A 10534-nucleotide genomic window follows, 5' to 3' on the forward strand; every position below is an offset into this window, starting at 1 on the left:
GTCGTCCTCTCGTACAAAGCTGGGAACGCTCGACTGCTTTCCTAGGAAGGTCTCCATGTTTCTTCTCGCCGCGGCACTTTCTACAGTGCTTGCCAACGGCATGCGCGTCGTTGTGCTTCCCAACAAGCTCGCTCCCGTCGCGACCGTCGTCATGGAATATGGCGTCGGCTCCAACGACGACACGATTCCGGGCTTGGCGCACGCCACCGAGCACATGATGTATCGCGGAACGTCCGGCGTTTCGGCGGCGCAGTTTGCCGAGATCGCCGATCGCGTGGGCGCGCAGTACAACGCGGCGACCGAGAACGAGTTCACCTATTATTATTTCACGCTGCCGTCATCGTACGTCGGCGTTGCGTTGCATCTCGAAGCCGACCGCATGACCGGCGCGTCGATGCGCGAGTCGGAATGGACCACCGAGCGCAAGGCGATCGAGCAAGAAGTGCGCGCTCACGAGAGTCTTCCGGGCTATGCGATCGGTCGAAAGCTCCGCACGCTCTTTTACGGCGATAGCCCCATCGCGCAAGACACGGTCGGTAGCGTCGACTCGTTCGAAAAGATGACGGCCGGCGACATCCTGCAGTTCTATCGCGCGTGGTATCATCCCAATAACGCCACGCTCATCGTCGCGGGCGACGTCGATCCCGACGCCGTCGTGGCGCAAGTCCGCGGCCAGTTCGACGCGATCCCAAGCGTCACGCTCCCCGCGCGAACGCCGTTTACGCTCGCGCCGTTAGCTGCGACGACCGTGTCCGACTCGGCCGATCTGCCGGTGCCGATTGCGGCGCTCATGTATCGCACCCCGGGAGCCAATGAGGCCGATCACGGCGCGGTGCGGATCATCGATCAGGTCTTTAATAGCGGAAGAACGGAGCTTGCCGATCTCTCCGCGTCCGGAAAGCTGCTCGCCGGAGGCGACATTTCGACAATCCTCCCCGAGGCCGGCTTTTCGTCGCTGATCGGCATTCCCGCACCGGGCTCGTCGGCCAAAGACGCCTCCGCGCTCATTGCCGGTGTTCTCGACGGATATCGCACGAAGGGATTGCCGCCCGATCTCGTTGCCGGGGCCAAGCTGCGCCTGCTCAACGATCAGCTCTATAGCGGTGCATCGATCTCGGGTCTGGCGTTCTTGTGGACGAACGCCATCGGCTTGCATCGCGATAGCCCCGACGTTGCGTACGACGCGATTACCAAAGCCACCGACGACGATGTGAACCGTGCGCTGCGAACCTACTATTCGCCGGATCACCAGATTACGGCGCTGCTGTCGCCCAAGGGATTTAAGGCTGCCGCACAGGTCGATCGAAACGCGGGATCCGAAAACGTGCGTTACGCATCGATTGCCGAGCAGCCGCTGCCCGCGTGGGCGTCGTCGGCGCTCGCCGCACCGCTGCGTTTTCCGCAAACCGGATCGGTGACGACCGCGCACCTCCCCAACGGCCTGACCGTTGTCGTTCGACCCGAGTCGGTTTCGAGCACCGTCGTGGTCGAAGGCGATATCCAAACCGACGCCTCGCTCTACGAGCCCGCCGGACGCGAGGGCGTTGCGGATCTCACCAGCGGGCTGATGCCGTGGGGAACCACGAGCTACGATCGCAAAGCGTACGAGGCGCAGGCCGACACAATTGCCGCCAACGTCTCGTTGGGAACGTCGTTCTCGCTGTCGGTCGCGTCGCAGGACTTCGATCGCGGCATGCAGCTGCTCGCCGACGGCACGATGCACCCGGCCTTTCCGCAATCCGGATTCGACGTTGAGAAAAGCCGCACGGCAGCGGTGCTCGCGGCGGCCGAACGGCTTCCGTCAAGCCAGGCTGCTATCGCCGAAAAGAACGCGCTTTATCCGCCGGGCGATCCGCGGCGCCGGCGTGCGACGGTGGCATCGATGGAAACGATCTCGCGCGGCGACGTCGAGCGCTGGTATGCGTTTGCGTACCGGCCCGACCTGACGACGATCGCAATCGTCGGCGACGTGACGCCCGATCGGGCAGTCGCGGTGGCCAAGAAATACTTCGGCGACTGGAAGGCGTTTGGCAAGCGGCCGGATTTCCAGTATCCCAAGCTGCACCAACGAACCGCTCCGCGCGAGACGATCACCGTCAAGTCGCCGAGCTCGGTGCAGTCGGAAGTGACGCTCAAGCAAGTCGTTGCCTTGCACAAGGCCGACGCGCAATACGTGCCGCTGCTCTTGGCCAACACGATGCTCTCGGGCGAAGGCACCGGTTCGCTGCTCTTTCGCGAGTTGCGAACGCACGACGGCTTCGTCTACTCGGTTGATTCCGACGTCAGCGTCGACGATGACGGCGCGACGTTTTCGATCTCGTACGCCAGCGATCCCAAGAACGTCGATCGCGCACAGGCCGCGGCCGCCGGCGTCATCAGGCGCATGCAGAATGCACCGTTGGCTAACGTCGAGCTCGAGCGCGCGAAGGCGGTGCTCTTAGCCGACCGCGTGCTGCCGCTGGCCAGCTACGGGGGCATCGCAAGGCAGTTGGTCGACGATCAAGAGTACGAGGTGACGGCCAAACAATCCGACCTCTTCTGGAAGCAACTGCAGGCGACGACGCCGCAGCAGGTGCAAGCGGCGATGCGCACCCTGCTGCGCCCGGACCACTTCTTGCGCGTCATCGTGGAGCCTGGATCGTGATCGCATCGCTGCTGCTCGCACAGCTCGTTGCAAGCCCATCGCCCTCGACCCTGCCGTCGCCGGTACCCGTCGCTACGGCGATTCCGGTACGGGACTATGGATTCATCGCGGTTCCCAAAACGTGGCAGCTGCACAGGATCGAATCAAACCTATCGTTTCGGCGCCTCGGCGATTGGACGCACGGCGGAAGTGCGGGCGAAGAAGTGACCGTCGATATGATGCCGAGTTACGGCCTATCGCTCCACGACTTCGTGCGATACTATGGCCGCGGATTTTCGCGCGGATCCGGTTTCTCGCTGCTGTCGAGCGGCGCGCAGCCGCTCTGCGATGGAGTCGCGGGTTGGACGCAGTCTTACAACGACGCCGGCGGGGGCGGCCTCACGATCGTGTACGGCGTAACGGTGGCGCGGGCGTACGTTGCAGCGTATTCGTATCCCGGCTACCCGGGTGCGTCACCGGAAGGCCGCGCATCCATCGCGACTCTTTGCCCGCCGCGCGATCCCGCCGGACGCGTTGCGTCGCCGCCGATGGATGCGCCCGCAAACTGGGCGGCACAGGACGTCGGCTACCTCGAACCGCCGCAGCGCGGATACGCCTCATGGCTGCTGTTTCCGAAAGCCAACTCCATCCCGACGCAAGTCATTTGGGTGATGGAGCTCCCGATGCAGCAGCACCGCGGGCTCTCGTACGGCGTCACGTATTATTTGAGCAAGATGCTGGCCGATCCAACGGTGCTGCGCCGCGCGCCGCTTTCGTTGTGTGGCGGAACGCTCGACGGCGTGTCGATCGAAGTGCACGGTTTACGCGATAAAAGACCGGTCGACGTCGCGGGCGCCGTTACCGTGAAGGATGGCAAAGGGTATTTCGCGCTGTACAGCCGGCCCGCTAACCAATCGGACGACGCCGACGCCATACATGCCATCCGCTCCCTCTGCCCGCGTTAGCCGCGAACCGCTATGCTCGCCGTCGTCTTAGCTCCGCTCATCCACGTGTATTCGTGCCAGACCTTTTCGGGAACGGTATTCGTCCCGCAGACAAACGAGGTTGGCCTCGCCGTGCGTTTTAGCAATACCTCGGAGAACGTCTACAAGACCGTCGTTTGGCGCGCTGCCTACGGCGACGGTTACGTCGACTTCGTCGACAACGGCACGTTTTCGCCCGACGTGCCGGTCGACAACTTCGTTCTTTACAAAGCCAGCAAAGATCACGTCAGCGCCGGCAACGTGTTGGCGGATTTGATCGCCTTGCGGTTCGGCAATCCGAGTGCGCCCGATCCGATGGTATCGCCGAATCAGTTCACGACCTATGCCGGCAGTGAGGATCCCGAGAACTGCACGATCGTCTCGGCCGCCGACGCCAACGGCAATACGTGGACGAATCCGAACGTCACGCCGCCGCACGCTCGCATACCGGTCGCCGCTTCGTATGGCCTCGGAGCCAAAGCACTCAAGCCGGCGCCGGTCGCTACCGGCGGCATCGAGGTCTCCAGCTGCAGCTATCGGCTCTGGGGAAGAGCCACGATGGGCGTGGACTTTCGCAATACCGGTCAGCAAGTCGTCCGGCAAATCGTGTTCCGTGCGCCGTATCGAGGAGGCGGCGTCGACTTTACCGATTCCGGTGCGTTCACGCCGAACGTGAAGATCGAACATGCAATTCATGCCAATATACCGGCGGACGCGCACGCGACGGTGTACAGCAGCTTCGACGATCCGTCGGCCTGTGCCGTAGTGAGCGTCACGTACGCCGACGGGACGACCTGGCAGAATCCCGCGGTCGCGGCGACGCCGGGGCCGTTTGCAACGCCGGTCCCTAACGCCCTCGACTATTCCCGAGAGCTCATCAACGTTTGGAGCCGCGCGCAAGTGCACGGCTCATTGCCCGCGCCCTCGTCTCCGGCACCGTCACAGTCCCCCAACCCGGTGCGTTGAACGGGTGTGAGGCGTCGCCAGCTCGCTGCCGCCATGCTCTCCGCCGGCTTGCTCGGGGTTTTACCGTGCGCCGCGATGGCCGATTCCGCGGCTCACCCGGCATCCACCGTGCTCTGTCAGTCGCTGCACCAAGCCGTGCAGCCCGCACTCACGGGGCTGATGAAGAACGACAACTTGCTCGAACGGGCAAATCGCGCGCTCATTGCCAACGAAAGCGACCGCGTTACGCTGCGCAGCCTTACCGAATCCATAGCGGTGAACTTGAACGCGGTCACGCAGTTGCTCGGACAGAAATTTCCGCAAAATGACGATCCGGCGACGGTCGCTTCCGAAGAGCTCATGAAATCGCGCCTGCAGGCCGTCGCGTCGCATCAAGTCAACGCGCTCAACGTGATCGAGGGATACATCCAGGCTCAAGATCTGGCCCAAGCCAACGGCGAGTCGTACTTCAGCCCGGATCGCAACGCGCCGGGCGACTTTCGCGACAAAAACGACCCGGCCAAGGCTACCATCGAAACGCCGGTCGGAAGTCCGGCGACCTTGCTACAGATTGCGCGAACGCAGATCGGCGCGCTCGAAGATAGCGCCGGAATCGCGATCATGGCCGTCGTCAAGGTTTGCAACTCGCCGCACCCCTAGCTCGCCCAGGGTCTAGTTCATAAAGGATAGTCCGGCGCCAAAGTAATGCTGCTGCTGTCCGCCGAGAACGGTGGGCGTAAAGCCGTATTCCACGTCGAAGAGCACGTGCGAGCCGAGCTGGTGTTCGAGGCCGAAGTCGAACTCGTTCTTGCTGCCGAGGCCGAGGCCGGCTTGCGAGAAGTACGCGTACTCGCCGAAAAGTTGTCCGGAACCGGGAATCGCCGCCGTCAGCTCGAGGGTCGGGATGAACGCGAAGTAGCCTTGCGTCGTGCCCGCGGCGTTGTATCCGTTGAGCGCGTTGAACCCGAGCGTTCCGCTTGCGGCGAACTCAGGCGAGAGCGTGTATCCCCAGTTGAAGTTTCCGGTATACTGCGGACCGCCGGCACTGAAAGCCCGGTTGCCGCTGGGCACCGTTACCTGCGCGTTGACGCCCCAAAGTGCGTTGGCGTTATATCCGCCTTCGTATTTCGCGATGAAGCCGGCGTCGCTCCAGCCGTTGGCAGACGTTCCGCCCAGCGACGAATAGCTTCGGTTTGGCGGCGCGATTTCGATATCTACGTGCGAGTCGTCGGTGCCGAAGCGCAAGAGCGAAGCTCCCCAAGCGCTCGAGTTCCCCCCACCGGCACCCGTCGTTACGGTATTCAAGTAACCCGTCTCGACCAATACGTGGCCGGCTCGTACCGTACATACGCCGGTACCGATCGTCGGTCGATTTACGATCGAAAGAATCGAGGAGCATGGATCCGAGGGTGGAGCCGGTGTTGCCGAAGGTGCGGGTGGCGGAGCCGGAGTCGAAGTGGTTTGTGCCCCCACCGTCGCGCTGCATGCGAGCAGCGCGACGGTAAGAGCCGCAAGCGTGCGGCTACAGTTCAAACGTACGCTTCCTCTCCGTGCAGTTGCGCGTCGAGGCCGCGTTCCTCACCTTCACTGCCGACTCTGACGGGTGTGATGAGGTTGATCAAGTACAGGCTTGCAAACGTGAAGCAGAACGCCCACGCGCTGCAGACGACCGCCGCCGAGACCTGCTTGAAGAAGAACGAGGGATTCCCGAGCAACAGCCCGTTCGAACCGGCGGCGTTCCACGCCGTTGCACCGAACACGCCCAGCAAAATGATGCCGAGGCATCCGCCGACGCCGTGAACGCCCCACACGTCGAGCGCGTCGTCCCATCCCAGGCGGTTCTTCAGTGCAACCGCAAAGTAACAGACGATGCCGGCTGCGATACCGATGATAATCGCCGTCACTGGTGACACGTAACCCGCCGCTGGCGTGATCGTCGCAAGTCCTGCGACTGCGCCAGTGAGCAGCCCAACGAACTTCGGTTGATGTCCGTTGATCCATTCGATGAGCAGCCACGCGATCGCGGCGAACGACGCCGCCACGTCGGTGTTCAGAAACGCCGATGCGGTCACCGCATCGACGCGCAGCTCGGATCCGGCGTTGAAACCGTACCATCCGAACCAGAGCAAGCCCGTGCCGAGTGCGATGAGCGGAACGTTATGCGGCTTGTTCTCGATGACGTAGCGTTTGCCGACGTACAGCACCGACGCAAGTGCGGCGAAGCCCGCCGAGGCGTGAACGACGATACCGCCTGCAAAATCCTCGACGCCCCACTTTGCGAGCGCACCGTCCGGACTCCAGATCATGTGCACGAACGGGAAGTAGACGAAGATCAGCCAGGCGGTCAGAAACCAGAAGTAGGCCTTGAAGGTCACGCGGTTTGCAAACGCACCGGTGATCAAAGCCGGGGTAATGATCGCGAACATCATCTGATACGCGATGTGCACGACCAACGGAATGCCGGCGTCGTTGCCGGTAAACATCGTCGCGAGCGTGACGCCCCGCAAGAAAAAGTACGTGAACGGATTGCCGATGATGCCGTGGATATCGGGTCCGAAGCACATCGAGTAGCCGAAGGCGACCCACAGCACGGTGGTCCAGCCCAGCGACATGAAGCTCTGCATCATGATCGTTAGGGTGTTCTTCCGAGCTACGAGCCCGCCGTAAAAGAACGCGAGCCCCGGCGTCATAAGCATGACGAGGCTCGCACACAATAACATGAAACCGGTGTTGCCGATATTCAACGCAACGGGAGGGGTACCCATAGAAGCGCCTCCGTAGAATGACGTTTACAAGGGGCTCCTCTGCCGTCGCCTTGTGGTCCTGCCAAATGGAGGTTATCTCTAGGAAACATGCCGGTGACGTCCAAGCACTACGCTGCGCTAATGCACGGGCATGACGAGGTCCTCAAGGCGGTACTCTCCCTGCGTGAAGCCACGGAGATGGGTTTCAATTCGATAGAGGCACGGTGTGCCTCCATCGAGGCGAGTTTCGACGCTCGCCTTTCTGCTCAAGACACGCGCTTCGACCGGCTAGAGCGGCAGATGCGTGACGGATTTGCCGTTCATGACGAGCGATTCGATCGGATCGAGCGGGAGGTGCGTGACGGTTTTGTGGCCGTAAACTCGCGGCTCGACCGTCACCGCGGCGCGCGCGGGGGAGACCGACCCTAGAGTTGAACCAAGTTTCGCGCGTCGTTCCTATCGCGGTCGTGATCGCCGGCATCGTGATGATCGCGGGAGTTTTGGTCGTCGTCTTGCACCGCGGGGCGATCTTCGCAACCGATCCAGTCAGCCCGTCGCTGCAGACGAACGTCTGGGTAACGGGGGTCGCTCGGACCGGCACAGGGGCCGAAGCTAAGCGCGATCGAGCCCGGTCTCTTGCAGTCGCGTTTTTCAGACAGCGAGGCTTCATAGACGCGCAGATCGCGCCCGAGCCGCCGCGGCCGATTGATTACGAGCAAGATAGCCACGTCTACGTTGCCGACCAGATTGTCGACCTTCGCTCGGTCACGTTTGCGCCCTTAGCTAGGGCGATGAATGCGCTGCAGCGCGACGTCGACCCTACGGAACGCACGGTGAGCGGCACGTTTCCTACGCCACCGTTTCTACCACTCGCCTTTGCCGTCTGCATTCTCTATGTAGCGCTGCTCTCGATCTCCGTAGCGGCACTAGAAACGCGCGAGGCCGACGTCAATCGTGCGCCGCGAGGAATGCATCCGTTCTACGTCGCCACTCAGACGCTGTTGATCGGATTGCTTGTCTTGTTGGCGATGGTCGACGCACACGCGCTACTGCCGGCGTCACGAGTCCCGTTTATTGTAGCCGCGGCCTTGGGTGTAGGCATCCTCCTTCTGTGGCTGTTCAAGACGAGAAACTGGTGGCAGCAGACGGTATTTCTGCGGTGCGCCTTCGTCGCTTACGTTATCGCGACCGTCCTCGTTATCGTCTCGGACGTCCTTGCGTTGCGCGTCCCGCTGACCTAAAGAATAGTAGCGCCCAAGCGGCTCTTAGAAGTTCGTGACGAAGCTGACTAGACCGAACGTGACGAGCAACCAAATGCCGTAGATCGCGGCGAGTGCGACGACGATCTCGCCGCCGCGCACGAGCCAGCCTCCCGGTCCGCCGCGAGCGCGCATGACGGCTTCGGCAACCATGGCAATCGCGCCGAGCACGGCGACGATCCCGATGACGTAGAGCACGATCATGATCGGTAGAAGCGACGGTGAGAGGAGAACCTCTTCGTTCGACAATGCGACGACCCACCCGGCGAGCGCGACGAGAAACGCGATGGCACCGATGCGTGCCGCGAGATGCACCCATCGTTCCGCCGGCGAGAGCTCGAGCCGCAGCTTGAGCGCTCGGCGCGCGATCCACGCAACCAGTCGAATGAGCAGCGAGACGATCAGGATCGCGATGAAGCAGAGCAGCATGACTTTGAGCGTTCCGAGCGCCGTCAGGCCGGTGACGCGTTGGAAGCTAAAGACGTTGATGTCGTCGACCGCCCACGACACCGGAGTGCCGTCGGATGCAAGCGCGAAGCCGAGGTGCGTTTGGCCGCCGACTTCCTGGTAGAAAAACGGCTTGATCTCGCGCCACTTCACCGGATTGCCGGCCGGATCGACGAGCCCGCCGGCTTCGATCGTTCCATCGGGATTGGCGGTGATGCCGGATTGGCCTAACGCGTAGAAGATGCGCAGTGCGCGTTCGGCACGGCGACTGCTCGTGTACCAACCCGCCGCCCGCGCGGAGTCCGCCTTTGCCGTCGGTAGCGTCGGCGGCTGGGGCGCGGTGTAAGGATAGTAGCGATCGAGAAAGCCGCGGAAGATTTGCTGGCGAACGGCTTCGCTCGATCCGGGTAAGCCCAGGCTGTTGACCGACATGAAGAAGCCGACGCGCTGCGCCGGAAGCAGGTGCAGATCGCTGTGGAAGACGCCGGTGTCGCCGCCGTGCCCGACGATCTCGAGCCCGTTGCGATTCTCCTGATAGAACCCGAGATCGAACCCCAAAATATTCGGCGCGGGACGAACCTGCAGCGTCCACATCTGCGCGACGGTTGCGGGCTTGAGAATGTTGCCGCCCTGATAGGCGCCCCCGTTGAGATATGCGAGCATGAAGCGCCCCATGTCGGTGCCCGTCGCGGATAGCGCGCCCGCCGGCGCGGCTTCGACCAACTCGAACGGCGTCGGCTTGTCGCTGGCCGTCGTATGATATCCAAGCGACATGAAAGGTTCGTACTGCTCGGGCAGCGGCTGCGCGAACGTCGCGCGCGTCATGCGCAGCGGGTTGAAGATGTGGCGTTGGACGTACTCGGCAAACGGCTCGCCGGAGACGCGCTGCACGATGTAGCCGGCCAACGCGGCGCCGTAGTTCGAGTAGGCAACGACCGTTCCGGGCGGATAGATCCGATTGGGCATCCGCTTGATCAAATAGTCGCGGAGCGGATAGAGCTGGTCCGGCTTATCCACGAAGAGATCCAGAATCGTCTCTTCGAAGCCGGGCGTGTGCGTCATCAGGTTGCGCACCGTAATCGGCTTTCCGAACTTCGGCGGAATCTTGAAATCCAGATAGGTGTTGACGTCGGCGTCGAGGTTGATCTTGCCGGCCGCAACGAGCTGCATCAGGGCCGTCCACGTGAACAGCTTGGAAACCGACCCCGGCCGGAACATGGTCTGATCGGCAACGACGGGCGTTCGCTTCTCAAGATTCGAGTAGCCGTACCCCTTCGCGAACAGGACGCGATCGCCGCGGACGACGACCACCACGGTTCCCGCGATGCCGTCGCGATGGATCGCGTACGGCATAATGCCGTCGAAAAAGGCGCTCAAATCTTCGGGCGTCATCGGGGCGGCGGTGCCGCGGGCAGCCGGAATGGGAGCCGCGGCCTGAGCGGCCGGATGAAGCGGCGGCGTTAGCGAGGGGCCGGAAGCCGCTTGTCCGGCAAGAGCCAGAAGAATAGCCAGCATTTTGGCGTATTTCTCGGG

The 10534-nt window shown here is 62.6% G+C and carries 8 protein-coding genes; 5 read left to right on the top strand and 3 right to left on the bottom strand.

Annotated elements, in window-relative coordinates:
* Window positions 1-55 precede the first annotated feature (55 nt).
* The 4 genes from VGG89_04615 to VGG89_04630 are packed head-to-tail and all read left to right on the top strand — an operon-like array spanning window position 56 to window position 5211.
* Window positions 56-2644, top strand: coding sequence for a pitrilysin family protein (locus tag VGG89_04615; GenBank protein ID HEY1975798.1), 2589 nt, complete (start codon window positions 56-58; stop codon window positions 2642-2644).
* Window positions 2641-3588 (top strand): hypothetical protein, encoded by a 948-nt coding sequence (locus VGG89_04620; GenBank protein ID HEY1975799.1) that lies wholly within the window; start codon window positions 2641-2643, stop codon window positions 3586-3588. The genes VGG89_04615 and VGG89_04620 overlap by 4 nt, the downstream gene beginning before the upstream one ends.
* A 12-nt stretch (window positions 3589-3600) precedes the next feature.
* Window positions 3601-4572 (top strand): hypothetical protein, encoded by a 972-nt coding sequence (locus tag VGG89_04625; GenBank protein ID HEY1975800.1) that lies wholly within the window; start codon window positions 3601-3603, stop codon window positions 4570-4572.
* A gap of 6 nt (window positions 4573-4578) precedes the next feature.
* A complete protein-coding gene (locus tag VGG89_04630; protein ID HEY1975801.1) occupies window positions 4579-5211 on the top strand; it encodes a hypothetical protein in 633 nt (210 codons plus the stop codon).
* Window positions 5212-5223: 12 nt separating this feature from the next.
* Here the strand turns inward: VGG89_04630 and VGG89_04635 are convergent, their stop codons facing one another.
* Window positions 5224-5856, bottom strand: coding sequence for a hypothetical protein (locus VGG89_04635; GenBank protein ID HEY1975802.1), 633 nt, complete (start codon window positions 5854-5856; stop codon window positions 5224-5226).
* A 224-nt stretch (window positions 5857-6080) separates the two neighbouring features.
* Complete coding sequence (locus VGG89_04640; GenBank protein HEY1975803.1) at window positions 6081-7316, bottom strand: ammonium transporter; 1236 nt, start codon at window positions 7314-7316, stop codon at window positions 6081-6083.
* A 410-nt stretch (window positions 7317-7726) separates the two neighbouring features.
* Here VGG89_04640 and VGG89_04645 point away from each other — a divergent pair, with 410 nt between their 5' ends.
* Window positions 7727-8536: a hypothetical protein gene (locus tag VGG89_04645; GenBank protein ID HEY1975804.1), complete on the top strand. Its 810-nt coding sequence runs from the start codon at window positions 7727-7729 to the stop codon at window positions 8534-8536.
* Window positions 8537-8560: 24 nt separating this feature from the next.
* Here the strand turns inward: VGG89_04645 and VGG89_04650 are convergent, their stop codons facing one another.
* On the bottom strand, window positions 8561-10516 hold the full coding sequence (locus VGG89_04650; protein ID HEY1975805.1) for a serine hydrolase domain-containing protein: 1956 nt from the start codon (window positions 10514-10516) through the stop codon (window positions 8561-8563).
* Window positions 10517-10534: the final 18 nt, after the last annotated feature.

The organism is Candidatus Baltobacteraceae bacterium, from assembly GCA_036488875.1.
Taxonomy (GTDB): Bacteria; Vulcanimicrobiota; Vulcanimicrobiia; order Vulcanimicrobiales; family Vulcanimicrobiaceae; genus JAFAHZ01.

Coding starts and splice junctions, on each gene's coding strand:
- VGG89_04615 (HEY1975798.1), top strand. CDS start 56: ATGTTTCTTCTCGCCGCGGCACTTTCTACAGTGCTTGCCAACGGCATG.
- VGG89_04625 (HEY1975800.1), top strand. CDS start 3,601: ATGCTCGCCGTCGTCTTAGCTCCGCTCATCCACGTGTATTCGTGCCAG.
- VGG89_04640 (HEY1975803.1), bottom strand. CDS start 7,316: ATGGGTACCCCTCCCGTTGCGTTGAATATCGGCAACACCGGTTTCATG.
- VGG89_04650 (HEY1975805.1), bottom strand. CDS start 10,516: ATGCTGGCTATTCTTCTGGCTCTTGCCGGACAAGCGGCTTCCGGCCCC.